Source organism: Pseudomonas sp. NPDC088368, assembly GCF_044753445.1.
Classification (GTDB): Bacteria; Pseudomonadota; Gammaproteobacteria; order Pseudomonadales; family Pseudomonadaceae; genus Aquipseudomonas; species Aquipseudomonas bambusae.
This window is the reverse complement of sequence record NZ_JBIVNG010000002.1, coordinates 349,314-373,898: the sequence shown is the minus strand read 5'-3', so window position 1 is coordinate 373,898 and position 24,585 is coordinate 349,314. Positions and strand designations below refer to the sequence as shown.

Annotated in this window: 22 protein-coding genes and 1 pseudogene; 14 read left to right on the top strand and 9 right to left on the bottom strand. The window is 62.7% G+C overall.

What is annotated here, in order from left to right; translation table 11 throughout:
• Window positions 1–33: 33 nt before the first annotated feature.
• The 4 genes from ACIQAL_RS05135 to ACIQAL_RS05120 all read left to right on the top strand — a co-directional run bounded on the left by ACIQAL_RS05135 (window position 34) and on the right by ACIQAL_RS05120 (window position 6,554).
• Window positions 34–627: a GNAT family N-acetyltransferase gene (locus tag ACIQAL_RS05135; RefSeq protein WP_401143172.1), complete on the top strand. Its 594-nt coding sequence runs from the start codon at window positions 34–36 to the stop codon at window positions 625–627.
• 78 nt (window positions 628–705) lie between these two features.
• Window positions 706–5,472, top strand: a complete 4,767-nt coding sequence (locus ACIQAL_RS05130; RefSeq protein WP_401143169.1) for an AvrE-family type 3 secretion system effector — start codon at window positions 706–708, stop codon at window positions 5,470–5,472.
• Window positions 5,473–5,517: 45 nt separating this feature from the next.
• Window positions 5,518–5,931, top strand: a complete 414-nt coding sequence (locus ACIQAL_RS05125; RefSeq protein ID WP_401143167.1) for a type III secretion system chaperone — start codon at window positions 5,518–5,520, stop codon at window positions 5,929–5,931.
• A gap of 176 nt (window positions 5,932–6,107) precedes the next feature.
• Window positions 6,108–6,554: a CBS domain-containing protein gene (locus ACIQAL_RS05120; RefSeq protein ID WP_401143165.1), complete on the top strand. Its 447-nt coding sequence runs from the start codon at window positions 6,108–6,110 to the stop codon at window positions 6,552–6,554.
• A 69-nt stretch (window positions 6,555–6,623) separates the two neighbouring features.
• On the opposite strand, the gene ACIQAL_RS05115 is transcribed toward ACIQAL_RS05120, so the two are convergent.
• Entirely contained in the window at window positions 6,624–7,373 is a 750-nt protein-coding gene (locus ACIQAL_RS05115) for a hypothetical protein (protein ID WP_401143162.1), read from the bottom strand.
• Window positions 7,374–7,877: 504 nt separating this feature from the next.
• Here ACIQAL_RS05115 and ACIQAL_RS05110 point away from each other — a divergent pair.
• The 4 genes from ACIQAL_RS05110 to ACIQAL_RS05095 all read left to right on the top strand — a co-directional run bounded on the left by ACIQAL_RS05110 (window position 7,878) and on the right by ACIQAL_RS05095 (window position 11,578).
• Complete coding sequence (locus ACIQAL_RS05110) at window positions 7,878–9,035, top strand: murein transglycosylase A (RefSeq protein ID WP_166597017.1); 1,158 nt, start codon at window positions 7,878–7,880, stop codon at window positions 9,033–9,035.
• Between the two features lie 6 nt (window positions 9,036–9,041).
• The gene (locus ACIQAL_RS05105) at window positions 9,042–9,647 is read left to right on the top strand and encodes a GNAT family N-acetyltransferase (protein WP_401143159.1); all 606 of its coding nucleotides are present in this window, start codon (window positions 9,042–9,044) and stop codon (window positions 9,645–9,647) included.
• A 103-nt stretch (window positions 9,648–9,750) separates the two neighbouring features.
• Entirely contained in the window at window positions 9,751–10,965 is a 1,215-nt protein-coding gene (locus tag ACIQAL_RS05100) for an MFS transporter (RefSeq protein ID WP_401143156.1), read from the top strand.
• Window positions 10,966–11,098: 133 nt separating this feature from the next.
• Window positions 11,099–11,578: a MarR family winged helix-turn-helix transcriptional regulator gene (locus tag ACIQAL_RS05095; RefSeq protein ID WP_401143738.1), complete on the top strand. Its 480-nt coding sequence runs from the start codon at window positions 11,099–11,101 to the stop codon at window positions 11,576–11,578.
• A gap of 86 nt (window positions 11,579–11,664) precedes the next feature.
• Here ACIQAL_RS05095 and ACIQAL_RS05090 read toward each other — a convergent pair.
• The 4 genes and pseudogenes from ACIQAL_RS05090 to ACIQAL_RS05075 form a co-directional block, all read right to left on the bottom strand.
• Window positions 11,665–11,796 (bottom strand): annotated as a pseudogene (locus tag ACIQAL_RS05090) (DUF2934 domain-containing protein); the annotation flags it as partial.
• Between the two features lie 223 nt (window positions 11,797–12,019).
• Window positions 12,020–12,373: a hypothetical protein gene (locus tag ACIQAL_RS05085; protein WP_401143154.1), complete on the bottom strand. Its 354-nt coding sequence runs from the start codon at window positions 12,371–12,373 to the stop codon at window positions 12,020–12,022.
• Window positions 12,374–12,483: 110 nt separating this feature from the next.
• Window positions 12,484–13,065 carry a DapH/DapD/GlmU-related protein gene (locus ACIQAL_RS05080; protein ID WP_401143152.1) on the bottom strand — a complete coding sequence of 194 codons (582 nt, stop codon included), beginning with the start codon at window positions 13,063–13,065 and terminating at the stop codon, window positions 12,484–12,486.
• Between the two features lie 186 nt (window positions 13,066–13,251).
• The gene (locus tag ACIQAL_RS05075; protein ID WP_166596985.1) at window positions 13,252–13,545 is read right to left on the bottom strand and encodes a DUF6021 family protein; all 294 of its coding nucleotides are present in this window, start codon (window positions 13,543–13,545) and stop codon (window positions 13,252–13,254) included.
• A gap of 332 nt (window positions 13,546–13,877) precedes the next feature.
• Between ACIQAL_RS05075 and ACIQAL_RS05070 the strand changes: the two genes are divergently transcribed.
• Complete coding sequence (locus tag ACIQAL_RS05070; RefSeq protein WP_401143150.1) at window positions 13,878–14,081, top strand: hypothetical protein; 204 nt, start codon at window positions 13,878–13,880, stop codon at window positions 14,079–14,081.
• Between the two features lie 33 nt (window positions 14,082–14,114).
• Here ACIQAL_RS05070 and ACIQAL_RS05065 read toward each other — a convergent pair whose 3' ends face one another.
• Entirely contained in the window at window positions 14,115–15,218 is a 1,104-nt protein-coding gene (locus ACIQAL_RS05065) for an alkene reductase (RefSeq protein ID WP_401143147.1), read from the bottom strand.
• A 110-nt stretch (window positions 15,219–15,328) separates the two neighbouring features.
• Between ACIQAL_RS05065 and ACIQAL_RS05060 the strand changes: the two genes are divergently transcribed.
• Window positions 15,329–16,240 (top strand): LysR family transcriptional regulator, encoded by a 912-nt coding sequence (locus ACIQAL_RS05060; RefSeq protein WP_401143145.1) that lies wholly within the window; start codon window positions 15,329–15,331, stop codon window positions 16,238–16,240.
• A 124-nt stretch (window positions 16,241–16,364) separates the two neighbouring features.
• Window positions 16,365–17,594, top strand: a complete 1,230-nt coding sequence (locus ACIQAL_RS05055) for an MFS transporter (RefSeq protein ID WP_401143142.1) — start codon at window positions 16,365–16,367, stop codon at window positions 17,592–17,594.
• Window positions 17,595–17,603: 9 nt separating this feature from the next.
• On the opposite strand, the gene ACIQAL_RS05050 is transcribed toward ACIQAL_RS05055, so the two are convergent.
• Window positions 17,604–18,788 (bottom strand): M20 aminoacylase family protein, encoded by a 1,185-nt coding sequence (locus tag ACIQAL_RS05050; RefSeq protein ID WP_401143139.1) that lies wholly within the window; start codon window positions 18,786–18,788, stop codon window positions 17,604–17,606.
• 48 nt (window positions 18,789–18,836) lie between these two features.
• Window positions 18,837–20,162: an MFS transporter gene (locus ACIQAL_RS05045; RefSeq protein WP_401143136.1), complete on the bottom strand. Its 1,326-nt coding sequence runs from the start codon at window positions 20,160–20,162 to the stop codon at window positions 18,837–18,839.
• 163 nt (window positions 20,163–20,325) lie between these two features.
• Between ACIQAL_RS05045 and ACIQAL_RS05040 the strand changes: the two genes are divergently transcribed.
• The 3 genes from ACIQAL_RS05040 (at window position 20,326) to ACIQAL_RS05030 (ending at window position 23,640) form a co-directional block, all read left to right on the top strand.
• The gene (locus ACIQAL_RS05040; protein WP_401143133.1) at window positions 20,326–21,234 is read left to right on the top strand and encodes a LysR family transcriptional regulator; all 909 of its coding nucleotides are present in this window, start codon (window positions 20,326–20,328) and stop codon (window positions 21,232–21,234) included.
• 109 nt (window positions 21,235–21,343) lie between these two features.
• The gene (locus ACIQAL_RS05035) at window positions 21,344–22,312 is read left to right on the top strand and encodes an aliphatic sulfonate ABC transporter substrate-binding protein (RefSeq protein WP_401143130.1); all 969 of its coding nucleotides are present in this window, start codon (window positions 21,344–21,346) and stop codon (window positions 22,310–22,312) included.
• The gene (locus ACIQAL_RS05030; protein WP_401143127.1) at window positions 22,309–23,640 is read left to right on the top strand and encodes an LLM class flavin-dependent oxidoreductase; all 1,332 of its coding nucleotides are present in this window, start codon (window positions 22,309–22,311) and stop codon (window positions 23,638–23,640) included. Before ACIQAL_RS05035 ends, ACIQAL_RS05030 begins: the two co-directional genes overlap by 4 nt.
• Window positions 23,641–23,662: 22 nt before the next feature.
• On the opposite strand, the gene ACIQAL_RS05025 is transcribed toward ACIQAL_RS05030, so the two are convergent.
• Window positions 23,663–24,580: a LysR family transcriptional regulator gene (locus ACIQAL_RS05025; RefSeq protein WP_401143124.1), complete on the bottom strand. Its 918-nt coding sequence runs from the start codon at window positions 24,578–24,580 to the stop codon at window positions 23,663–23,665.
• Window positions 24,581–24,585: the final 5 nt, after the last annotated feature.

The window sequence follows — 24,585 nt, the reverse complement described above, 5'->3', positions numbered from 1 at the left end:
ACCCTTCAACTCTCTGGTCTCCAACGGTTCCTCATGATCCACATCCGCCCCATGACGCCCGAAGATTTCGAACGCTTCTGGCCCACCTTCCAGGCCGTGGTCCAGGCGCAGGAAACTTACGCCTACGACCCCGCCACGACCTACGAACAAGCCCTGCACCTCTGGCTCGACTACCCGCTGCACACCCTCATCGCCGAGGAAGACGGCGTGTTGCTCGGCAGCTATTACCTCAAGGCCAACGCCGTCGGCCCTGGCAGCCATGTGTGCAACTGCGGTTACATGGTCACGCCTGAGGCTCGTGGCAAAGGCGTCGCCCGACTGATGTGCGAACACTCCCAGCAACTGGCCGTGGACAGCGGTTTCTCGGCGATGCAGTTCAACTCGGTGGTCGCCACCAACGAGGTAGCAGTCGCGCTGTGGGGCAAACTGGGGTTCGAGACCGTTGGCCGCCTGCCCCGCGCCTATCGTCACGCCCGCCTCGGACTGGTCGACTGCCTGGTGATGTACAAATGGCTGGCTGACATGCCTGCGTCCCGCAAAGCCAAAAGCCCGCTGCTGATCGGCCGCAAGAACATCGAGTCCGTGGTGTCGCGCCCGCGACGCAAGGCCCCTGACGCGCCCGCCTGATTTTTTCGATCGGCGGGAACCGGTCACCGTCTGACGCCACTCAGTCCGCACAGTACCCACTGCATGGACGGCGTCAGCATGGCCTTACCCCCGAACCTTTTTCACCGAACCGCCCCCACGGGCAATGTGGCGCGGACGGGACACGCCGATGGAGCAGCCCCCGCCGAAGGACCGCGCCAGCGCTCAGGCATCATGGGCCGCATGGCCACCCTCAGCCAGTCGGCGGTCACTAAGGGCCGCAACCTGAGGGACGGGCTGTTCAGGGCGCGACCGGGCGACGCCGCTTCCGTGCCCCGCAGTTCCCCCGCGCCCACGCCTGACCCGGGCCTGGCCGATCCAGGCCTGGCACCGCCTCCGGTGGCCCTGCCATTGATGCCCAAACTCACCATGGCGCTGGACAACCAGAAACTGGTGTTCGGCGCGGACGGCCACACGACCCACACCGAAAAACTCCTCGACGGCATCCTCAACACGCCTGCCGACCGTTACAAAAGCCTCGCGCACCTCGGCACCCATGGCGATCAGAGTACCTATGCCCTGATCGACGCCCGTGATCGGCTGATCCATGCCCAGGCGAGCAACCTCTCGGTGTCCGTCTTCAAAAGCAGCGGGACACACGTCAACCCGGCGAGCCTGACCATGCCGGATCACGCGCACAGGGCGCAGGTCACCGGGGTCCACGTGGGGGACGACGGCCAGGCATGGCGGCTGCACGAAAAGAAACTCTACGCGCTGGAAAACGGCGAATGGAAAGAACGCACCCACGTCCGCCACCTGAAAAGCCTGCACAGCGTCGGCGACGGCACGGTCTACGCCTTGGGCGAGGACGGCAAGGTACGCTCGCTGAAAGATCCCCGCACGCCGCTGGAATTCACCCACAAGGTGTCTGCGCTGGGAAGCGCCACGGGCGGTGGGCTGATCGCGCTGTCCGAAGACGACGACCACACCCCGACGCTGGAGCGGCTGCACGTGTTCGGCGACGGCGTCCACGACATTCAGCCCCTGCGCCTGCCCACCGGCACGCCCAACGACGAGGCCCTGAAGCCGAAATCCGTGACCATCGCCGGTAACACGCTGCTTGCCACCAGCGCGTCGGGCAAGTTGCTGCAGGCGCACATCAGCGACAACGACCTCATGCCCTCGCTGGACCCTGACGCCCCCGAAGGCTCGATGGTCCCGCGCCCACCCTTGATCGGCCTCGACCTGCACCTGAGCGAGAAAACACCCGACGCCCGCTTGCAAAACGCTTTCGGCGAGCACACCGTCAGTGACTTCTTCCACGATGATCAGGGGCAGTTGCACGCCAGGGTCAAGGATCAGAAAGGCGCTGAACACAGCGCCCAATGGGACCCGCACCGTCAGGATTTCAAACCCGGCTGGAACATGGCACCGCTGATCATGGACCGGCAGAAAGGCCTGCCGACGTTGACCCCGGACGCCCAGTCGCAGATTCGTCTGCCGCGCGGCAACATCGCGCTGAGCGGCAATGACTTGCTGGTGCAGGACCCGCGCACCGAGCAATGGAAGAAAGGCAGCGAAAAAGACCTCAAGGCCTTGCAGGCGGGTCAGGACGGCTGCGCGTATCTGGTCGACAAGGACGGCAAGCTCAAGCAACTCAAAGTCGCGCCGCAAGCCGCCGCCCACGAAATGGGCAAGGGCGCGGACCTGGCGTTGCCGGGGCGCGGGACCGAGGCCAAAGGCACGGTCATGCGCGGCGCCGAACACCTCACCGTGGACAAAGTCGCGGTGCAGAACGATCAGAAATACGTGACCCTCAGCAGCGGCCAGTTGCGCCTGCACGACCAGAACGGTGAGCGTGCGTTCCTGCCCTCACCGCCCGGCACCGGGCCGATTCAATCCCTGAGCAGCGGCGGCAAAGACTGGTACGCGCTGCGCAACGATCAGCTGTTTCGCCTCCCTGGCGACAGCACCGACCCAAAAAAAATGAGCACCGAAACACCTCGCTGGGACCCCGTCACCGTGGACGGCCCACTCGCAGGCGCGACCCTGCAAGACCTGCGACCGGATCACGACGGCAAGCTGCTGGCGAAAACCGACCGGGGCGATTTCGTTCGAAACGGTGACGGCACCTGGGCAGCTGCCACGGCGCCCGCCGACCCCGCACGCAAGGCCCACGAACGTTTCGACCAACTGGTGGCCGGTGAGCCGGATTTCACTCGGCGTGGCAACGTCAAAGCCAGCCTTAACGTACTGGGCCGTAGCAACATCGAGACGATCAAATCTGAACAATTCGCCCCCGCACGCTGGAATCAGAACTACCTCACGTCTCACCTGTCACCGACCGGCGCTGTCAAGGTGCCTGCCGACAGCGTGCAGCACGCCTGGAAAGGCCGCGAAGGCCTGAAACCGATCTACACCGGTGAAACCGACGCCTTGCAAACCCTGGCCGAAAAATCGACCGCCGCGATGAGCGCTGTCAACGCGCCCACGGCGGCCTCTCGTATCGACGCGTTGAAAGCCATCCCGATCCCGGCCCAGACTCCAGCGCTCACTGAGCTGACCGAGCTGTTCGACTGGTTCCACAAAACGGTGGCCGACGACCTGCAACACACCCTGCGCGAGCTGGCGGAAAAGGAGAACGCGCTGCTCAAGAACGGCGAGGTCAATCCGGCGTATCAAGGCAAGCCCCGGGCCAACGACATGCTCACCGAGGTGGCGCAAGTGGCGCGCAACAGCGGGATCAACGACACCCACCCGCTCGGCAAACTGCTCAATTCGCTACAGGACCAACACTTCACGCTGGAGCATCGCACCTCGCAAACCGGACTCGATGCCTCGCGCAAACGCGGTGATGATCAAGCGCTCTTGCGTGCGCGCCTGGCACTGGACATCAACGTGCTGGACGACATCAGCAAAAAGCTCAGTGAATTGGTCGCGGAGACCCAAAAAACCGGCCCGCAGAACCTCGATGCCATCGCCAGGTCACTCGCCAAACTGCACAACGACGCCTACGAAGGCAGCCCGATCAAGCGCTACACCGACGCCGGTTTCCGCAATCATGCCGCGCTGGAAGCCAGCTACGACGCGACCAAAAGCCTGCTCAAGTACATGCGCAAGGACAACCACCCGGTCAAACGCAGCGTGCTGCAAGGTCTGGAAACCCGGCCCGATGCGTTGGTGAGCAACCTGACCAATGCCCTGCGCGATCTTGAACCGAGGGAAAGCCTCAAGCTCAACCGCAACTACGGTGGCGGCGTCACGGGTGGCGTCTCTGGTCCGGAAGGCAAGGCGTTTCTCGGTTTTCGCGGCAGCATCGACCCCGAACGCACGTTCGGGCTGACGTTCACCCGCTTCGATCGCGGCCTGAAAGTCGCGCTCAATCGCGAGGGCGCGGTCAGCGGCACCGCCAGTTTCGGCTTCGGCAACGGCATCAGCGACACCCGCACCACGCCCGGCGACAGCCACCAGAACATTCAGTCCAACGGCGGGTGGTTCGGCGGCAGCCTCGACGGCAAGTACAAATACACCGACAACACGGCCTTGAGCTTTTTCATCCGCGACGACGAGCTTGAAGCCTTCATGAAGGACCTCATGGAAGAGCCACTGCACACCAGCAAGCAACCCGACGCGGGCGGCTTGAAGCCCATGGCGTTGATGGACCGTGGCGTGGAAAAAGAGGTTCGCGAAACCACCAAGCACAACTTCGACCTCGACGTGGGCCTGAACATCGAGTCCCGTACCAACAAGGGCCAGACCGACGCCGAGCCGGTGGCCGGGTTCATGCGTTTCGGCGCCGGGTTGCTCGCCAGCCTGTCCCTGCTCAGCGCCGAGCGGGAACGGACGGAGGGCCACGGCAGCGATGGCCTTTCCACTGACATCTACAGCAGCAACCGGGCGCGCTTCCTCGAAAAGGGCTCGGTCTCGGGGTACGCGCGGATGTTCAGCACCGTGTTCAGTTCGCGTCCCAGCAACCTGTTCATCGCCGGCGGGGCGCCAATGGGCGTCACGGCGAGCCTGTCCTTCGATAACAAGACCGGCAAAACCTACGACGTGCGTTTCAAGCATGCGTTACCCGTGCAAAACAACGACCTGAAAAGCCTGGCCGAAACCCTGGAGAAGGCCTACCCCGCCCTGCCCAAAAACCAGCCCACCGAGGGGCATCCGGCAGACCGCACCCTGCTGCTGCTCAAAACCAAATACCTCAGCGCCGGAGCACCGAAGAACGACGCGCAATTCGCCGCGCTCGCCAGCCTGCGCCAGCTGGACCGGCAGAACACGGCCGCCAAACAGGGGTCGAGCCTGATGTCCCTGATGGACATGGTGGTCAAGCACAACAACGTCAATCGCGTCGATCAGGCGGCGCTGTCGAAACGCGGCATCGACTGGACCAAGGAATTGCTGGGCCTGGACGTCAACCCCGGCAACGCCGAGCACATCCACGACCTGATGAGCAATGACCCGCAGCTCAAGGGCCTGCTCGATGAACTGAAACGCACGAAAGGCACCACCCGCGCCGAGTTGAAGCTGGAGGTGCGCGACGACATCAAGCAGCGCATCGAAGAAGGCGCGCTGGCCGGGACCCTGACCGACAAGGACCTCAAGGAGATGCTCGCCAACAAGGACAACCTGCGCATCAAGAGCATCGCGATCTTCCGGACGGCGGCGAAGGACGATTCGCTGGCGATCCCGCTGCCCTATGTCAGCTTCAAGAGCGGCAGCAACCTGAGCATCGAGCGCCTGCGCGGCGAGGTCACGTTCGATTACGGGCTGGATCAGACCCAACCGAAGAAATTCACCCTGGACGGCGAGCAGGCGGATCAAAGCGACCCGCAACCGGCCCGCGACCTGGCCAGCGACGCCCAAGGCGTATTCCGGCCCGCGTGATGCGAGACAGGATTGCGCGACGACATTCATTCGAGGAGCTAACCCATGGCAACCGCCACCAACCTGATAGACGCCCTGGCCAAACAGATGGGCATTGCGCTGGCGCTGGAAAACGGCGTCTGCGCCCTGTTCGACCAGCAACGCGAAGTGGCCATCATTGAAATCCCGACGGCGGGGGATGTCGCGATTTTGCATTGTCGGCTGGCACTGCGCCCCGACCCCGCGCTGCATGAAAAGCTGCTGCGCCTGAACTTCGACTCCAGCGCCATGAGTGGTTGCTGGCTGGCGCTGGACGACCGCAATCAGGTGCGGCTGTGCGCCGAGCTGCCGCTGGACGGCTTGAGTGAGTTGGCGTTCGTGCATTGGGTGCAAGGGTTCGTCAAGCAGACCCAGGAGGTCCCCGCGCTGTTGCGTCCTTCGGCTCCGGCTGCGCCGGTGATGGCTCGACGGTTCGTCTGATCGATCGTCCCGCGAGCCGCAAATACGGCTAAAAACGTCAATGCTTGGCTCAGCTGACGTTTTTCGCCATCTGCACGGCGCTTTCAAAAACTTGCCGGAATGCCATCTCTCTACGATTCTCTACACACGGCCCGACCACGGTGGCCGGGCTTACAATACGTGCCGGAGAGGCCACCATGACGACCGTAGCCGAGTTACTGAAGCTCAAAGACGAACAACATCGGGTTCCACATACCGTCAGGCCGGACCAGATGGTCTTTGAGGTGATCACGTTGATGGCGGAAAAAAACATCGGTGCCGTGCCGGTGGTGCAAGACGGCAAGGTGGTGGGCATCGTCAGCGAGCGGGATTACGTGCGCAAGATGGAGCTGAAAGGGCGCGCTTCGGTGGGCACCCCGGTCAGCGAGATCATGACCCACGAGGTAAAGACCGTTGCGCCAAGTGACAAGGTCAGTGACTGCATGGCGATCATGACCAACGGGCGGCTGCGGCATTTGCCGGTCGTCGACAACGGCGAGTTGGTGGGGCTGTTGTCGATTGGTGACCTGGTGAAAGAAGCGATCGCCGAACAGGCGAGGCTGATTCAGAAAATGCAGGAATACATTCGCGGCGAGAGTTATTGAAGTCCGGGGTGGGTCAGGCAGGTTTCAAGACGCCTGACCCGCCCCTGCGTCCGACCGCGGCCTGTGCCGTTACTGCACCGGCAAGAAATTCAGAAACAACAAGCTCTGCGCGTAATTGAGGCCGATCCGTCGGTAGCGCTCGTCGAGCATCTGGGTCAGCAGGTCCAACCGGGCCACAATCTTGCCGAATTCGGTGGCGAAACTCAGGTTGCTGCCCTCCTCTGAAATCTCGTTCGAAAACAGCATCAACTCGCCATTGGCGTTCTGCCGCTGGCTCAGCAGCCACGTGGCCTTTTCGATGTTGCGGGCGGCGTTGCTGACGAATTTGGGGTTGATCTGGTCGGTCATGAAGAACTCCATCCGTCCACCGTGGGCCGTCACCAGCATGCTGCCGATGGCGTAGATAAACGCCCCGACCCGGTCGCCGAGAAATTCTGGACTGAGGGCGTAGCTCAGGGCGGCCAGATCCCGCCGATTGCCCAACTGCGCCAATGGCTTCTGCTGCTCGATGGCGTTACGCACGTTGCGTTCGGCCGAGCGCGCATCGACGAACCCGGACTTGCGCCACTCGGCGGGGTTGCGCAGGTAGAGCTTGTTCATCAGCAGGTAGAGGCTTTCCAGGTTGTCGTGCATGGCGAGGGTAGCCATGCGGTCGACGCTGGTCTGGAAGAATTCCTGAGGGCGGGTATTGCCGAACTGCGTCGCCACATCCTGCCCGTCCTGACGGGTGCAGCCGAGGGTGCAGATAGCTGTCAGACACACCACGAGCCAGCCGCGAACGCGGTGGCGTGCAAGGAATGGAAGGCGCAGTGGAACCATGTTTCAAGGGCTTCGACGATCTGGACCCCACGCGAATCGCGGCGTCCCGGCCATGCATAGAGCGGCAAATCGCTGAAAAGTGCGGAAACGGGGGTGAAATGACGCGGATGGACCTAAGCAATTTGAAATCGCTGATATCTGCTTTTGGCTAAGTTCGGTGGGCTCTGCGATCGCGCTTCTGCCGAAGGCGTAGGAGTGCCGGGGTGACGCTCCACCTTGCCTACGATCTGCTGCGCAGCGGCAGCCAATCCCGCGCACGTGATTAGCCTGAGACCCCGAGGTGTCTGATTTCACTGCCGCTACGCGACAGATCGTAGGCAAGCCAACTCCCACGGCCTGCGGCCAGAATCAAAAACCTGAACCGCGCTAGCCCGACACGCTCCCGGCCTGCGGCCGGAAGCGCTACGGCGATCGACTGCATTTTTCACCCTCACACATTTGACGTCGCCCTCGCCTTTCACCAAGCTAGCGGACTTCACTTGCTTTCAGGAAACACCCCGCGTGATGACCCCAAGCCTGCACTGGCGCCGCTTTCTGTTTTGCCTCGCTCCCTTGATCGCCCTGCTTGCGGCCTGTGACGGGGGGGCGCCGAAGACCAAGCCCTCCGAAGCCACGACCTACGTCAGCGTCGAATGGGACAAGCTGCCTGCGGTCAGTGATCAGGACTTGATGGCGGGGTTCAACAGCTGGTTCTCGGCGTGCAAGCGTCTGGCCAAGGACCCGGTCTGGGGCACGACCTGCGCAACAGCCGCTCAGGTGCCGTTGAACCCGCCAGCGGTACGGGACTTTCTCAAGAATCAATTGCAGGTCTACAGCCTGCGCTCGTCCGAGCACGGCGCCAACGGCTTGATCACCGGCTACTACGAGCCGATCTATAAAGGCAGCGAAGCCCATAACGATCAGCATCCGGTGGCCATCTACGGCGTGCCGGACGATCTGATCATCGTCAATCTCGACAGCATTTACCCGGAACTCAAGGGCAAACGCTTGCGTGGTCGTCTGGATGGCCGCGTGTTGCGCCCTTACGACGACGCGTCCACGATCAACGAGAAAGGCGTCAACGCCCCCGTGCTCGCCTGGCTGGAAAACCCCATCGACCTGCAATTCCTGCAAATCCAGGGCTCGGGACGGGTGCAGCTGGAAAGCGGTCGGCAACTGCGCATCGCCTACGCCGACCAGAACGGCCACCCGTACAAACCGGTGGGCCGCTGGCTGGTTGAACAGGGTCAACTGACCAAGGACGAGGTCTCCATGGGCCGCATCCGTGACTGGGCCATCGCTCACCCGGACCGCGTGCATGAACTGCTCGGCAGCAACCCCAGCTATGTGTTCTTCACCCTGCGCCCGGACAGCGACGAAGGCCCTCGCGGTTCACTTAACGTGCCGTTGACTGCGGGCTACAGCGTGGCTATCGACCGCAAGGTCATCCCGCTCGGCAGCCTGTTGTGGCTGTCGTCGACCCGTCCCGACGGCTCGCCGCTGGTGCGGCCGGTCGCCGCCCAGGACACCGGTGGTGCCATCGCCGGTGAAGTCCGCGCCGACATGTTCTGGGGCACCGGTGACGCGGCGGGCGAACTGGCCGGCAACATGAAACAGCAAGGCCAGATCTGGATGCTGTGGCCCAAAGGCGCAGCATTGCCCAACGCAAAACCCAAGGAATGATGCGGCATGAGCAGTGAAGTGATCGCCACCGAACAGGTCACCTTGAACGGCAACACCGTGACCCTGCTGCCGTTGCAGGCCGGGCACGCGGAGCCACTGGTGCAGGCCGCTGAAGACGGCGAGTTGTGGAACATGAAAGTCACAGTCATTCCGGGGCCTGCAACCGTCGAGACGTACATCGCCACCGCGCTGGCGGGACGCGCGGCCGGAACTGTCATGCCCTTCGCCATCGTGCACCGCGCCACCGGCAAGATCGTTGGCAGCACCCGGTTCTGGAAGATCGACCGCAAGCACCGCAAGCTAGAGATCGGCCACACCTGGCTCGGCCAGTCGGTGCAGCGCTCGGGGCTGAACACCGAGATGAAATTCCTGCTGCTGGAATACGCCTTCGAGGTCATGCAGTGCGTGCGGGTGCAGTTCACCACCGACGAACTCAACGAGAAGTCCCGCGCCGCCATCCTGCGCATCGGCGCGAAACAGGAAGGCATCGTGCGCCACGAGCGGATCATGCCCGACGGCCGCAAGCGCAATTCCGTGCGGTTCAGCATCATCGATGACGAGTGGCCCGAGGTGAAAGCCATGCTGCGGGCGAACATGGCGCGCTTCAACTGAGGTTTAGTCGCTTCCCATGACACGCCCGAGCCGGTTGCGGGTTGATCTGAAACCGGTTTCAGGTATAACAGGATGTTTCTTCTCTCAAGCGCCGCGTTCCCCAATGACTCACACCCCTGACACCCCACACGACTTTCACATGGGCTGGCTGTTGTTCGCGCTGGCCATGGGCGCGTTCGCCATCGGCACCACCGAATTTGCTTCGATGACGTTGTTGCCCTTCATCGCCGGCGACTTCCAGACCACCCAGCCGCTGGCCGGCCACGCCATCAGTGCCTATGCCCTGGGCGTGGTGGTGGGCTCACCGGTGATCATGGTGCTCGGCGTCCGGTTGCCACGGCGTGCGCTGCTGGTGGGCCTCGCGGCGTTCATCGGCATCGCCAATGCCCTGAGCGCCATCGCCCCCTCGCTGCCTTGGCTGGTGTTCTTCCGGTTTCTCAGCGGCTTTCCCCATGGCGCGTATTTCGGCGTCGCCATGTTGCTGGCCGCGTCCCTGGTGCCAAAAAATCAGCGTGCACAGGCGGTTTCACGGGTGTTTCTCGGCCTGACCATCGCCACCATCGTGGGCGTGCCGTTCGCCACCTGGATCGGCCAGACCGTGGGCTGGCGTTGGGGCCTGGCGGTGGTCGCGATACTTGCCGCGATCACTGCCGTGCTGATTCGCACCCTCGCCCCCGCCTCGCCCGCCCAGGCCGACGCCAGCCCGCTGCGTGAGCTCGGTGCGCTGCGTTCACGTCAGGTATGGCTCACGCTGGGCATTGCCGGGATTGGTTTTGGCGGCGTGTTCTGCGTCTACACCTACCTGGCCGCGACGTTGATCGAAGTCACCAAGACCTCGGACTTCATGATCCCGGTGGTGATGGCTGTATTTGGCGTGGGCACCACGGTCGGCAATCTGGTCTGCGGCTGGGCAGCGGACCGCGCCACCATGCGCTCGGCGGGCATCTCGCTGGGTTTCACCGCATTGGTGCTGGCGCTCTACCCCTCGGCCACCGATAACCTCTGGCTACTGATCCCGCTGGTGTTTTTCATCGGCTGTGGCGTCGGGCTGGCGGCCATTCTGCAAACCCGCCTGATGGACGTCGCGCCCCACGCGCAATCGTTAGCAGGGGCATTGGTGCAGAGCGCCTTTAACCTGGCGAACGCCATCGGCCCGTGGGTCGGCGGCTTGGTGATTTCAGCGGGAATGGGACTCCCCGCCACCGGCTATGCCGCTGCGGCGCTGACGCTGGGCGGTCTGGGGATGTGGTACTGGGCAATTACCGATGCCCGCGCCAGCGCGCAGCGATTCGACCGCCAAGCGGCCGGGGAATCGTGATTCGGCAAGCCCCCGGTCACGACCGTGCGTCATCGTGTCACCGCCCGGCGGGCTGAAAAACCTTGTCCGCCTCGCTCGCGCAGGCATAATCGGTCCACCCTTTGCATTGAATGAGTACCCCGTATTGAAACGCGTGACCTCCTGCTCAGATACCGTTGCGCCCAGCAGTTGTGCCAACGGCTCGGTGCGCCGGGCTTCCCGCCGTCTGGGGCAGATCTATGACGAAGCCTTTACTGACTGCGGCCTGAAAGCCACTCAGTATTCCCTGCTGTCGCAGATCGCACGCAGTGGCCAGCCCAAGATGCGCGACCTTGCGCAGGCGCTGGTCATGGACCTCTCCGCCCTGGGCCATACGCTCAAGCCGCTGGTGCGCGACGGTCTGGTGGAATTGCAGGTGGATGAGACGGACCGCCGCAGTCGCCGGGTGCTCCTGACCCAGGCCGGTCAGGAAAAGTACGCACAGGCGCGCAAGGTTTCGGAGCGGGTTCAGCAGGTTTTCGACAAGACCTTCGGCGTCGAAGAGACGGTAAAGCTGCGTCAGGCGCTGGACTTCATCGCTTCAGAGAGCTTTGCGCAGTCGTTGCTGGGCGAATTGCAGGCCAGCGAAGTCTGACGGCGCACTCACCGCCGTCATGGGTCCTCTGGCTCATCCGGGGTCGGGAACAGGGTATCGACCTTGTGCCGGTTCGACACCCGTACCGGCGCCATCGCGGCGGACTCGGCCAGCTTGGTGGCCATGTCCCAGTGACGGGCCTCCTGCCCCTCGGGTCGGCCCTCTGTCTCCCAAATCAGTTGCGCCAGTTGACGAACAGCCTCTTCGTCGACATTCATGCACCGCCCCCCTAGATATTTCTGCAGTTCATCGCCCGGCGTCAAATAGACACCGAGGCCTCCCGCGGTGACCACACTGGGCGAGCCATAGACCAGCCAGTATCGGGGAGAAAATAGCCGCGCGCCCTCACACCGTTTGTAGGCGTTGGACAGCGAAAATCGGCCTCCTGGCCCTCTGCGCATTGTTGCGATACCGCGACCACGCATCACGACAGATCTCCTTTCAGGGTTGCCGGCGGTTGAGCAAAATGCTCACGACCAGACCAACACCTGCCGCCGCCGCAACCGCCGCCCAAGGGTTGGCCTTAACGAACACCTTGGCTTCATCGAGCGCACGGGTCAGCGGTGGCCGCTCCGGCAAGAAGTCACGTTCAGACACGGTTTCACCGCGTGTGGCAGCGTCTTTGAGGAACGCGATCAAACGGGCGTGGGCCTGACTCGTGCGGTCTTCGTGCAGGGCATCACCCGCCGCGAGCAACGCATTGGTTTCATTGATAAAGGTGTTGAGCTGCGCGCGGGTCTTCTCATAGAGGTCCTCGCTCAGGGTTTCGGTAAGGTTATCGATCATCTTGCTCATGGACGTTCCGTGTTCAAGGGGGGTGAAAAAGGTTGACCGGTGCTCGGGATAATTCGTTCCGAAAGACTGAACAACCGTCGACACGTGTACAGGTTTAACGTGTCGAGGGCTTATCCGGGTGTCGCGTCGTCGTTCAAAACGCGCTTCGGCTCTGTGAATGGATCGCCGTTTTCCCGACTCGAATCCTGCGTCAGCCATTTCTTGAACCGGGCCGGACTGCCGGTATACAGCGCATTCGCCGGAACGTCCGTGTTCACCACGCTGTTGGCGCCTATCACGCTGTTCTCGCCGATGCTGATCCCCGGCAGCACCACCGTACCCGCGCCAATCCACGCGTTCGCGCCGATGCTGATCGGTGATGAACGGGTGTGGCTGTGGCGAAGCGCAGGGTTCAAGTCATGGGTGGTGGTGCAAAGACGCACGTGCGGCCCGAGCATCGCGTCGTCGCCGATGGTAATGCCTGCCTGATCCAGAAAGACGCATCCGGCGTTGATCAAAACGTTCTTGCCCAAGCTGATGCGGCCGCGTTCGAAGTAGAACGGCGGGCGGATCACCGCATTGCCCGCCGTCACGACGCCCGTCTTGCTTAAAAGACGATTGCTTTTCTTCTTGCCGAGGTCGTGAGTGCTGAGCAGCCGTGTGTACTCGGCCGGTTTGAGATGTTTTTTGAGGTTATACAGCCACAGCATCATGGGGGTTCGGTCACGTGAGAAAGGGGATCGCCTGCCCGGTATTGAGCGCCGTCGTGATTCTAGCGCGTTGCCGAAAAGCCGTATGGAATGCTTGCGCGTTGCCGCTGTACAGAATGAAAAAGCCCGACACAGGGGTCGGGCTTCACTGTGCGCTGCCAAACCGCGCAACGCCAGGCGCGGTTCGGACTAGATACCCCGACCGCCCAGGGATGGTTTCGAATCATCGCGGTTCGACCGATCCGCCGACGGCACCGGGTCATTGCTGGTCCGGGCCGGATGCAATGGGTCAACGGCGGGATCGGAAGCGTCTGGGGATTCTGGATCGAATCCCAGATCAGGGTCGATCTTGCGCGGTTTTTCACCTGAAGTGGGTTCAGCCGGCCGAGTGCCAGCGCGATGATCGAAACCCGTCTCGTTGTCGGCCTGGCTGTTGACGCCTTTCTGCGAAACATTGCCTGGCGCGTCTGGATTCATCTCCATCTCGATTCTCCATCCTCACGGCATGGGATATCCACGCTCATACCTATCGGAAACGCCCGGCATCCAGGAGTGCCGCAAGATGGACGAATGGCACCGGCAAGCCCGAAAGGTCGCAAACCGGCACGTAAGGGTCGGCCCTGTATCCTTAAGTATGATGGCGATCAGCTACGCTCCCGGTCACTATGGAGGCTGGCTGTGAGCTAAGCCAACCGATGTGTCGTCAAACCGAGGATGCCCACGGGACACGCTGGTGCTGTGAAAGCGGACGGACGTAGAGGTCAACGGATCGGTGACCACTGACTGCTTCAGAACGTACACACCAGAGGCCCATAGTGCTCGTACCCCTACCCGCGATCAAACGCGACCTTGAAGAAACCGCCGTTCATCTTGAACGCCTGTCTCAGTCGATGGCGGGCCATCTGGCCTACGCCACGTTTCGTCAGCCCCACCAGACCCACACGGAAATCGCCGGGAATATTCGGGGCATTCATTCCTCTGTTCAACAGCTGAAAGCAGCGGCTGCGCGCATCGAATAGCGCCCTGCCGCTGCCCGTCAGACATCCTGCGTTTTACCTGGCTGCGGAAGGGTAATCGCTGTAGCCCTGCGCCGCGCCGCCGAACAACGTGGCGGGGTCGAGTGCCGCCAAGGGCAAGTCGTGCGCCAGGCGTTGCGGCAAGTCAGGGTTGGCCACGAACGGTCTGCCGAACGCCACCAGATCGGCATACCCCTGAGCGATCACCCACTCGGCACGAGCGACGTCGTAGTTGCCTGCGACGATGATCGGGCGAGTGAACCGTTCGCGAATCGCCCGACGGAACGCTTCAGTGAACACCGGCGCATCGTCCCAATCCGCTTCGACGAGGTGCAGGTACCCGATGCCCTTGCCTTGCAGGTATGCGGCGGCTTCGAGGATGGTCGGCAGGATGTCGGGGCAGTCCATGCCCCGGGCCGTCAGAAACGGCGCCAGGCGAATGGCCGTGCGTTCGGCGCCGATCTCGTCAACGACCGCATCGACCACTTCCCGGAGAAACCGCAGACGGTTAGTGCGGGACCCGCCGTATTCATCAGTGCGTTTGTTCGACGTGGTGCGCAGGAACTGATCCACCAGGTAGCCATTGGCGCCGTGAATCTCTACCCCATCGAAACCGGCGCGAATGGCACGGCGGGCCGCCTGACGGAAGTCGTCGACGATCTGGGCAATCTCGCTGCGGCTCAACGCCCGTGGTGTCGGTGAATCGACCATCGCGCCCTGCCCGGTCGCCGGGTCGACTTTCCAGATCTGCCCTTCGAACGGTTCGGCGGACGGTGCCACCGGCAACTCGCCCTGATGAAAGTCCGGGTGGGACATTCGCCCCACGTGCCAGAGTTGCAGGAAGATCCGGCCGCCTTCGGCGTGCACCGCTTCCGTCACCCCGCGCCAGCCTTCCTGCTGGGCGTCGTTATAGATGCCGGGCGTGAAGGAGTAGCCTTTGCCCTGGGTGGAAATCTGCGAAGCTTCGGTGACAATCAGCGCCGCCGAGGCACGCTGGGCGTAATACTGCGCGTTGAGCGCGTTGGGGATGTCGCCGGGCTGGGTGCTACGAGCGCGAGTCATCGGGGCCATCACCACACGGTGAGGGGCACTCAGGCCCGCGAAGTCGATCGGCGTGAACAGGTTCGAAAAGGTCGTCATGATCGGTGTGTCCTGAGCCAGTAAGAGAAGATGGGCTCAGTCTGCGATCAGCGACTGCATTTGATAATTGGGCTAGTCTTTGATGGATTTTCAAAAATAACGGAAGAATCATGGACAACCTGGAAGCGATCCGCCTGTTCGTCGAAGCCGCTGAATTGGGTGGTCTTTCTGCCGCAGGCCGCAAACTGGGCCTGTCCCCCGCCGCTGCCAGCGCCCGCCTGCTCAAGCTCGAAAGCTCACTCGCGACCCGTCTCTTCGAACGCACCACCCGCCAGCTCCGGCTCACCGATGAAGGCCGACTGTATTTGCAGCACTGCCGATTGGCCTTGCAATCGCTGGATGATGCCCGCGCCGCGCTGTCCGCTGAAAAAAAGGAAATACGCGGCAAGGTTCGTCTCTCCGCGACCTCGGATTTCGGCCGCCACGTGCTCAATCCCTGGCTCGATGAATTCACCAGGCTTTACCCGCAGGTCGTGCCCGCGCTGCTGCTGTCCGATTCCCTGTCGCACCTGATCACCGACGATGTCGATCTGGTGATCCGCTTCGGCGTGCCACCGGACAGCTCGCTGATCGCCCGCCCCTTGGCCGCCAATCATCGCGTGCTGTGCGCCGCGCCCGGTTATCTGGAGCGTAAAGGCGTGCCGACGCACCCGAACCAACTGTCGGATTTCGACCACATCGTCTCCGGCCAGTCGGGGTGGTCGAGCGAGTGGCGCCTGCAACGGGAGGATGAAACCGCGCTGTTCAAGGTGCCACTGGAAGCGGCGCGTGAAACCAACGACGGGGCGGTCGCTCGGCAGTGGGCCATTGATGGACACGGCATCGCCCTCAAGTCGATCTGGGACATCCGCGCCGACCTCGCCGCCGGGCGCTTGATACGGGTGATGCCGGAATGGCAAACCGCCGAAACCCCGGTGTACGCGCTGTACCCGCGCAACCGGTATCTGGCGCCGAGGGTGCGTGCGTTGCTGGACTTTCTGAGCGAACGGTTCCAGCAGGCGGCGCCCGCGAAGGGCGTTTGAGCGGCGAGCGTCGAGATTGATCGGCATCGTCGCACAGGCCGCCTGCAGGCATAATCCCGTCGGCGGTTGAGGGAGGGCCCTTCCGAATCGACCCGCCCGCGCTGCTCACCACCAGGAGGTCACTGTGCGCAAGGATTACCTCGCCTTTTTCATGTCGCTGTTTCTGTCTCGATTGGCGGATCAGATTCTGCTGTTCATCGTGCCGCTGGTGGTGTTCCAGACCACCCAAAGCGCCGCTTGGGCCGGGCTGGCGTTTTTCGTCGAGTCGCTGCCGCGTTTTCTGGCGTTTCCCGTGTGCGGGGCGCTTTGCGATAAATACCCTCCGGTCAGAATCCTGCACATCAGCCAGGTGTACCGCGCGGTGCTGTGTTTGCTGGCGATGGCGCTTTACGGGGTCTTCGGCGGGATCGGCTGGCTAGTGGCGCTGTCGGCACTCTGCGGGGTGCTGACGACCCAGGGGATCATGGCGCGGGAAGTGCTGATGCCTCACATTTTTCAGCACTACCGCTACACCCAAACGCTGTCTTACTCGCAGATCGCCGACCAGACGGGGCTGGTCCTCGGGCCTCTGCTGGCCGCTTTGATGCTCGAAGTCTGGCCCTGGCATTGGGTGGTGCCGGGCATCGCCGGGCTGTTTCTGCTGGCCGACCTGAGCATGCTGATGTGGCAGCGCCTCAGCCATGTCACCCTTGAGGTGTTCGAGCCCACTCAAGGCCTCTGGCTGCAACCGTTGAGAGTGGCCTTCGGGCACATCCGGGATCGGGCGGAACTGAAGAAAATCATCACGCTGGCCGTGGGCGTCAACCTGATCGTCGGCGTGACCCTGGCCACTTCGGCGGCCATGGTGATCGGCGAGTACGGCGCCGACAAGGACCACTACGCCGGGTTGCAGGCGGCGGGTGCGGTGGCCACGATCCTGATTCTGTTCGTGCTGGCGCGCGTTTCGCTGCCCTTGCGGCTGTTGGGCGGAGCCGGGTATTCGATGATCGCCGTGGGCGCTTTCGTCTGTGCACTGAGCCCGAATCTGCTGGGCTACGGCGTGGGGTTTCTGCTGATCGTCGCGTTCGACAAGGTCTTCAACGTCTACATGCGCACCACCCGCCAGCGCGTAATTCCCGCTAAGGACTTCGGCAAAACCGTGGGCGTGATCACCCTGCTCAACAACCTCTCGCAGCCGTTTTCCGGTCTGCTGGTGGCGCTGCTCGCGGCGCCGTTGGGCACGCAACCGGTGGTTCTGATCCTCGCGGTGCTGGCGAGTCTCTTGGGCGGCGGTGCATGGTGGTGGTTTGCCGAAGGACGTCGCCCCGCCGCCGTGACCTCGATCCTTGAGGCCGATCAGCACGCGGGGAAATGAACCGGGGACTCAGCTCAAATACCGCTCCACCAGACGCGCCCAATACGCCGCGCCAATGGGCAGGTTCTTGTCATTGAAGTCGTACGCCGGGTTGTGAACCATGCAGCCGTCTTCTCCCACGCCATTGCCCAGCCGCAGAAAACATCCGGGCCGCTGCTCCAGCATGTAGGCGAAGTCTTCGCTGGACATGAGCTGGTCAGCGTGGGAAATGATGTGCGCGTCGCCCACCAGTTCACGGGCAACCTGCAAGGCGAACTCGGTTTCAGCGGGCGTGTTGTCGATCACCGGGTAGCCTTCCATATAATCGATGGTCGCCGTGGCCCCGTAGCTACTGGCCTGCGCGTGAACCAGCGCTTGCACCCTTTCCTTCAACAGCGCGCGCACGGGCTTGCTGAACGAACGAATGCTCAGCTCCAGATAGGCGCTGTTGGAGATGACGTTGTTGGCCACTCCGGCCTGCAACAAACCTACGGTGACCACCGCAGGTTCTACCGGATTGACGTTGCGCGCGACGACGGTCTGTAACGCCATGACGATGCTCGACGCCACCACGATCGGGTCCACCGTCAGGTGTGGTCGGGCCGCGTGACCACCGTGGCCGTGCACGGTGATCGCCACTTTGTCGCTCGCCGACATGAACGCACCACTGCGAAACAGAAAGGTGCCCGGCGCCTCCCCCGGATGGTTGTGAAGGCCGAACACGGCATCGCAGGGAAAGCGCTCGAACAGCCCGTCGTTCACCATACGCTGCGCGCCGCTGTCGAAGCCCTTCTCCTCGGCAGGCTGGAAATACAGATGCACCGTTCCGTTGAAATTCCGGGTGCGCGCCAGGTATTCAGCCGCCCCTAACAACATGGTGGTGTGGCCGTCGTGACCGCAGGCGTGCATGGTCCCCGCATGAACACTGGCGTAAGGCAGGCCAGTCTGCTCGGTCAGCGGCAAGGCATCCATGTCCGCCCGGAGGCCGATACGCTTGCCGTTGCCCACCGTCAACGTGCCGACGACGCCGGTTTCGCCTACGCCTTCAGTGACGTCATACCCCCATGCTCGCAACTTGCCGGCCACCAGCGCGGAGGTTTCGAACTCTTCATAGGCCATTTCAGGGTGCTGGTGAATGTGGCGGCGTATCCGGGTCAGCTCATCCGTCATGGGCTGGAGGTCTTCGATTTCGCAGTAATGGGGTTCAGTGTTCATCCGAAACATACCTGACGATAAGAAATGAAAGTGCGTGAATCATGCCGATCACGGCCCATCGGGTTGAGGTATCACCGGCGCTGGCAAACGCAGCGCCAGCGTGCAGACACCCCCAATGACCAACAGCGCGGCCATCGCGGCCATCCCTGTGACAAACGAACCCGTGAGGGTTTTCAGGAAACCGATGATGGACGGGCTGACGAAGCCGCCGAACGCTCCGATGCTGTTGATCAACGCAATGCCGCCCGCCGCCGCAGTGCCTTTCAGGTAGGTCGAAGGCCTCGCCCAGAACACGGCATAAGCGGCATAGGTCGATAAGGTCGCCAGCGTGATGCTCCCCAGAGCGAGTGGCAGGTTGCCGCTGCTGAAACCGGTCAGGACCAGACCACCGGCCCCCATGAACGCTGGCACCGCGCCGTGCCAGCGGCGTTCGCTGAGCCGGTCGGAACGCCGGGCGTTGATCATCATTGCCACGATGGCGGCGCTGTACGGAATGACCGAGTACAGCCCGATGTCGAAAATCTCCTTCACACCCGCATCCCGCAGCAGCGTCGGCAACCAGAAGCTGACCGTATAAAGCCCGCAGATGAGGCAGAAGTAAATCAGCGCCATCACATAAATCCGCCAGTCCTTGAGAGCCGCAGCAAAGGTGTGCTGTTTCGACGGCGGCGTCTGTTCGAGATCGTTCGCCAACCACTGCTTTTCTTCTGTGCTCAGCCACGGCGCCTGGGCGGGTGAATCACTCAAAAAGAAGTACGCGACCACCCCCAAGAGGATGCATGGCGCGCCCTCCAGGATGAACATCCATTGCCAGCCTTCGAGCCCCTGGGCCCCGGCGAACGCTTGCATGATCCAGGTGGACAACGGCCCGCCGACGATATTCGACACCGGCCCCGCCAACAACACGCACGCCATGACCTGCGCCCGGCGTTTGCCCGAAAACCACAGCGTCAGGTAGAGGATCATGCCGGGGGCGAATCCGGCCTCGAACACCCCGAGAAAGAAACGCAATACGTAAAAGGTGGTGCTGTCATGGACGAACAGCATCGACGTCGAGGCCACGCCCCACAACAGCATGATGCGGCTGAGGGTCTTGCGAATCCCCACCCGCGCCAACCACAGGTTGCTCGGCACTTCGAACATCACGTAGCCGATGAAGAAAATCCCGGCGGCCAGCCCGTAAGCGGCATCGGTGAGACCGAACTCCTGCTGCATCGCGATCTTGGCGTAACTGATGTTGACCCGATCCAGATAGGCCAGCGAATAACACAGCAACAGGAACGGCAGCAGCCGCCAACTGATCTTGCGGTACATCTTGCCCAAAGCCCCGTCATCCGGGGGTGACACGGTAATCAGCGTTGCGGCGTAAGCCATGGTGATGTCCTCGAACACTCTGCGTTGTTGTTCTTGTTGTCTGGAACCGATGAGCTTGGCATCGCCCGATTGACACAAAGTATGAGAAGGATGAAGACTGCGAGCAATAGCAATACTCGCTGACGAGCGTTGCCTTTTAGTCAACGGTAAGGAGACGCCGACAGTGCAACGAATTGGCCTGAGTGAACGACGTTTGCACTACTTTCTCGCCGTGGCAGAAACCGGCTCGATACGCGGTGCGGCAGACCATCTGAATGTCGAAGCGTCGGTGGTCAGCCGGCAAATTCATCAGTTGGAAAGCGAGCTAGGCGTGCAACTGCTCCAACGCCATGGCCGAGGCGTCATTCCGACCGAAGCCGCCGAGCTGGTGATCAACCATTGCCGCGAACGACGCTCCAGTGAAACGCTGCTGCTGACCCAGATTTCTGAACTGCAGGGGCTGGAGCGCGGCGAAATTCATATCGTTGCGGGGGAAGGTTTTCGCGAGGAATTGGTGCGCTGGGTGCTTCAGGATTTCTGCCAGCAACATCCCAGGCTGAAGGTGACGCTGGAATTCGCCAACGCCGTGGACACCGTGCGCATGCTCGCCAACGACCAGGCCCACCTCGGCCTGGCCTATCGCCCGCCCATCGACCCGGCCGTGCGCACCGTCATGCAACGCAAACAGCCCATGTGCGTGATCGCCTGGCCCGGCCATCCCCTGACCCGGAAAAAACAGCCGCTGGCCCTGAGCGACGTTTGCCCCTATCCGGTGGGGATGATGTCCAACGGCTTTGGCCTGAGCAACCTGGTCAAACTGGCGCAGTACCACGACCGTGTGCAGTTCGAATCCAGCCTGGTAACCAACTCCATCGCCACCCTGAAAAGCTACGTGAAGGCTCAGCTTGGCGTGACTTTTCTGTCGTCCCACGCCGTGGCAGATGAAGTCGCCGACGGCAGCCTTGTCGCGCTCCGCACCCGCAGCGAGGTGTTCGAAACCGCAGAGGCGCACGTGCTGGTGCGCGCCGATCGGCAGCCATCGGTGGCGGTCGAGCGACTGTTGCAGATGCTGGAGGAGAAGGCGCTGTTTTGAGCGTTCCGGTGGTCCGTTGAACCCACATAAGCTTATGTGTATTGGGTATTTACGGTGCGTCGCCCGGACTGGATACCCTGACGCCCCTTCCCTTTCATAAGCGTGAACCATGCACATCCCTTTCAAAACAGCCGTGTGGGTAGCGGCCTTTCAGGTGGCAGGTGTGTGGGCGAGCATTGCCCAGGCCGCCGTCGAGTATCCGCAAACCGTTCGCGTCGGCTACCAGAAAGGCAACAGCCTGGTGGTCCTGAAAAATCGCGGGACGCTGGAAAAAGCCCTCGCGCCTCACGGCGTCAAAGTGGTGTGGCAAGAGTTCGCGTTCGGGCCGCCGCTGGTCGAAGGCATCAACAGTGGCGACATCGACATCGGCTTCGTGGGCGCGACCCCGCCCGTTTTCGCCCAGGCGGGCGCCGGGCCTGATGTGACGTACGTCGGCTACAGCGAACCCTATCAGGACAATTACGCGATTCTGGTGCCGAAGGACTCCACCGCGCAGTCGCTTGCGGATCTGCGTGGCAAACGGATTGCCGTGGCCAAGGGGTCTGCGGGTCAATACCTGCTGATCGCCGCGCTGGAGCAGGCCAAGCTGAAACTCGGTGACGTGGAAGAAGCCTATCTCGGTTACAGCGAAGGCCGGGCGGCGTTCGAGCGGGGCGACGTGGCCGCGTGGGTGGTGCCGGACCCGCGCCTCGCCGACACCGAACTGTCGAGTGGCGCCCGTCCGTTGATCACGGCGCGCAGCCTGCCGATTCAATACAGCTTCTACATCGCACCGCGCCCCTTTGCCAAACGCTACCCGGAAACCCTCGCTACCGTGCTGCGCGAGCTGGACAGCACCGAGCACTACGTTCAGAGCCATCAACAGGAAGTCGCGCAGCTGTTGAGCGACGACACCAAGGTGCCCGTGCCGGTGTGGATTCGGTCGCTGGCCCGCCAGCCGTGGGGCGTGCATTTTCCGCTGAGCCCTCAGGTGATTGATGCCCAGCAACGGGTGGCCGATGCGTTCTATCGCAACCAATTGCTGCCGAAGGCCGTGCACGTCGCTGACGCGGTGGTCGATCTGGAGCACCCGCAATGAGCCGACAACTGCACCTCGGTGCCTTTCTCATGGGCATCGGCCACCACGCCAGCGCCTGGCGCCTGCCCGACGCGCAACCCGGCAATCTGACCAGCCCGGCCTACTTCAAGGCCTTGGCCCAGACCGCTGAGCGCGGCAAGTTCGACTACCTGTTTTTCGCCGACCGTCTCGCCTTGTCCGACCGCTTCGGCGATAACCTCGACGCCAGCGTGCGCTACCTCACCAGTTCCCGCCTCGACCCGGTCGCGTTGCTGGGCCTGCTGGCGGGCGCGACGTCGCACATCGGCCTCGCGGCGACAGCTTCGACCACCTTCAATCACCCGTTCACCCTCGCACGCACCTTCGCCACGCTGGATCACCTCAGCGAAGGCCGCATCGGCTGGAACATCGTGACCTCCACCAACGACGGCGAAGCGCTGAACCACAGCGCCGAGCCGATCCTCGAACACGAACTGCGCTACCGGCGTGCGCGGGAGTTCGTCGAACTGGCGATCAAACTGTGGGACAGCTGGGAAGACGACCCCTTCATCCACGACAAGGTCACGGGGGAGTTTGCCCATCCCAAGCGGGTGCATTACCTCAATCACGCGGGGGAATTCTTCAACGTACGCGGCCCGCTCAACGTGCCGCGCTCGCCGCAGGGTCACCCGGTGCTGATTCAGGCGGGCTCTTCGGACACCGGCCAGGACTTCGCTGCGAGCGTCGCCGACGTGATCTTCACCGCGCAGCCCGATTTGCAAAAAGCCAAGGCGTTTTACGAGACAGTCAATCAGCGCCTGCTCGCGCAGGGGCGCGCGGCCGGTTCGCTGAAAATCATGCCGGGCGTGATGCCGTTCGTGGGCAAGAGCAAAGACGAAGCGCAGGCCCGATTCGCCGAACTGGAGGACAACGTTCACCCCCTCGCCGGGCTGGCGCTGTTGTCTGACAGCATGAACCACGACCTCTCGGTCTACCTACTCGACGAACCGTTGCCAGAGGTGAAAGAGATACGCGGCAACCAGAGCCGCTTCAAACTCGTGCAGGAACTCTCGCAACGCGAAGGCCTGACCCTGCGCCAACTGGGCAAACGCTTTGGTGGCAGTCGCTCCCATCGGGTGCTGGCGGGCACGGCCAGCGAAGTGGCCGATGATCTCGAACAGTGGTTCACGGAACGCGCCTGCGACGGCTTCAACATCATGCCGCCCTACCTGCCTCAAAGCCTCGACGATTTCGTCAACGGCGTGGTGCCCGAGTTGCAGCGACGGGGCCTGTTTCGACGGGAGTACAGCGGACGCACCCTGCGCGAACATCTGGGGCTGGCGCGGCCTGCGAACGCCCCTCGTGCCTGAGGCCCGCCATCGCCCGGTCTATTCAGTGGAGAGGCCGGGATGCGTCGGTCAGGTTGGCACTGATTGCGTGTTCCCTGGCCTTGGCCATGAAGCTCGACAGTGCAGTGGTCACGTAGGCATCCCGTCGGCGGATCAGCACCGTGTCCACCACCCCTTGCTGATCGCTCAGCCGATGCACCGACACCTTGCCCGCCGCTGCCAGCGTTTCGACGATGGCGTGCGGCAGCAGCGTGATCGCCAAGCCCGCCTGCACACAGCCAAGAATGCCATCGAGGGTGCCGAGTTCCATTCGCTGGATGGCGTGCACGCCCTGCTGAATGAGCTGCGCTTCCAGACGCTCGCGGTAGGCGCAGCCGTTGCGGAAAATCGCGATCTTCGCGCTGGCAGCGGTCGGTAGCCAGGCGGGCCGGTCCTGCACCTGCCGCACCCAGGGCGCCGTCACGATCACCAATTCTTCGGTCAGCACCCGTTCGGTGATCAAGTCTTCATGCTCGACCGGCCCCGCAACGAAGGCGACGTCCATTCGGCGTTCGAGCACGTCGTCGATCAGGCTGCGTGTGGTGCCAGTGTTGAGCGACAGGTCGACGGCGGGAAAATGCCCGCTGTAATCCACCAGCAGCGGCGGCAACCGGAACGCAGCCGTGGTTTCCATGGAGCCGATCCGCAGCTGACCGGTGGGCGTGGCGTCGTCGAGGATGACCCGGCGCGCCTCGTCGAGCATCTGGTCGATCTGGTTGGCGTAAGGCAGCAATTGAACCCCGGCGGCGGTCAGGGTGACGCCCCGGCCGTTTCGGTGGAACAACGGGATGCCCAGCTCGGCCTCCAGCCGACGTATGCGCTGCGTCACATTGGACTGAACGGTCGCAAGGTGCGTGGCCGCCTTGGAGATACTGCCGGCCTTGGCAACGGTGGCGAAAAACTGAAGGTCAGCAGAGTCCATGGCAG

Bases quoted from the DNA above. Each gene is read 5' to 3' on its own strand.
- ACIQAL_RS05125 (WP_401143167.1), top strand. From the start codon at position 5,518: ATGGCAACCGCCACCAACCTGATAGACGCCCTGGCCAAACAGATGGGC.
- ACIQAL_RS05110 (WP_166597017.1), top strand. From the start codon at position 7,878: ATGACCCCAAGCCTGCACTGGCGCCGCTTTCTGTTTTGCCTCGCTCCC.
- ACIQAL_RS05075 (WP_166596985.1), bottom strand. From the start codon at position 13,545: ATGGAGATGAATCCAGACGCGCCAGGCAATGTTTCGCAGAAAGGCGTC.
- ACIQAL_RS05045 (WP_401143136.1), bottom strand. From the start codon at position 20,162: ATGGCTTACGCCGCAACGCTGATTACCGTGTCACCCCCGGATGACGGG.
- ACIQAL_RS05025 (WP_401143124.1), bottom strand. From the start codon at position 24,580: ATGGACTCTGCTGACCTTCAGTTTTTCGCCACCGTTGCCAAGGCCGGC.
- ACIQAL_RS05060 (WP_401143145.1), top strand. From the start codon at position 15,329: ATGGACAACCTGGAAGCGATCCGCCTGTTCGTCGAAGCCGCTGAATTG.
- ACIQAL_RS05030 (WP_401143127.1), top strand. From the start codon at position 22,309: ATGAGCCGACAACTGCACCTCGGTGCCTTTCTCATGGGCATCGGCCAC.
- ACIQAL_RS05065 (WP_401143147.1), bottom strand. From the start codon at position 15,218: ATGACGACCTTTTCGAACCTGTTCACGCCGATCGACTTCGCGGGCCTG.
- ACIQAL_RS05100 (WP_401143156.1), top strand. From the start codon at position 9,751: ATGACTCACACCCCTGACACCCCACACGACTTTCACATGGGCTGGCTG.
- ACIQAL_RS05130 (WP_401143169.1), top strand. From the start codon at position 706: ATGGCCTTACCCCCGAACCTTTTTCACCGAACCGCCCCCACGGGCAAT.
- ACIQAL_RS05115 (WP_401143162.1), bottom strand. From the start codon at position 7,373: ATGGTTCCACTGCGCCTTCCATTCCTTGCACGCCACCGCGTTCGCGGC.
- ACIQAL_RS05120 (WP_401143165.1), top strand. From the start codon at position 6,108: ATGACGACCGTAGCCGAGTTACTGAAGCTCAAAGACGAACAACATCGG.
- ACIQAL_RS05035 (WP_401143130.1), top strand. From the start codon at position 21,344: ATGCACATCCCTTTCAAAACAGCCGTGTGGGTAGCGGCCTTTCAGGTG.
- ACIQAL_RS05085 (WP_401143154.1), bottom strand. From the start codon at position 12,373: ATGAGCAAGATGATCGATAACCTTACCGAAACCCTGAGCGAGGACCTC.
- ACIQAL_RS05105 (WP_401143159.1), top strand. From the start codon at position 9,042: ATGAGCAGTGAAGTGATCGCCACCGAACAGGTCACCTTGAACGGCAAC.
- ACIQAL_RS05135 (WP_401143172.1), top strand. From the start codon at position 34: ATGATCCACATCCGCCCCATGACGCCCGAAGATTTCGAACGCTTCTGG.
- ACIQAL_RS05080 (WP_401143152.1), bottom strand. From the start codon at position 13,065: ATGATGCTGTGGCTGTATAACCTCAAAAAACATCTCAAACCGGCCGAG.
- ACIQAL_RS05050 (WP_401143139.1), bottom strand. From the start codon at position 18,788: ATGAACACTGAACCCCATTACTGCGAAATCGAAGACCTCCAGCCCATG.